The sequence below is a fragment of the Proteus sp. fly-1067 genome, assembly GCF_040139345.1.
In the GTDB taxonomy this organism is placed as follows: domain Bacteria; phylum Pseudomonadota; class Gammaproteobacteria; order Enterobacterales; family Enterobacteriaceae; genus Proteus; species Proteus vulgaris_B.
Window position 1 is genome coordinate 1 of the sequence record NZ_JBEEUL010000119.1, and the last position, 677, is coordinate 677.

At 38.6% G+C, this 677-nt stretch carries 1 protein-coding gene; it reads right to left on the minus strand.

Going from position 1 to position 677, the window contains the following annotated elements:
• A partial coding sequence (locus ABN217_RS19505; protein WP_349459890.1) for a fimbria/pilus outer membrane usher protein occupies window positions 1–677 on the minus strand: 677 nt, incomplete at both ends.

A 677-nucleotide genomic window follows, 5' to 3' on the forward strand; every position in this document is an offset into this window, starting at 1 on the left:
TTCGCCGATAAGTTAGCTTGCGATAAGTCACGTGAATAATAGCCACTGATACTCGATTGACTTTCCATATTTTGTCCATGGTTATAGCCAACATTCAGGCTGTAATTATCACGGTCGCTATAGCCGCTATACCCAACACTATGGTTATATTGGTTATTACCTCCGGCGCGCGAATACAGCTCGGAAAAGGTAATATTGTGCCCGCTATACAAAGGGATCGTTAAATACAGGTTGATCGCATCATCTTTATAGCCGTTATCACGCTCAGTACGCGTTGCCGATAATGAAATATTGGCATCTTGTTGCGATAGCACAGGAATACTGATATTCGTGCTGGCATATAATCCATACTGTGTCTGTGGCTTATCTTGCCAATAAGTACTGTATTGATAATTCAATGAAAGATTAAAATCATCAAAATACTTATTAAGATAAATTTGATAGTTTTCTTTTGCTGTCCGTGGCTGATATCCCGTTCGCTCCTGCTCCATAAATTGGCTTAACGTACGATAGTTTCGATCTGCAAAGCGATATCCAGCAAAAGTAATATCAGTACGGATCTCATCAAATGATTTAGCATAATTCAGTCTATATGAACGACCTTGTAATGTTTCATGTGTTAAATGAGCAATAGATTGAGTGATATCTACAGAAAGTGCACCAAAAGCAAATAGATC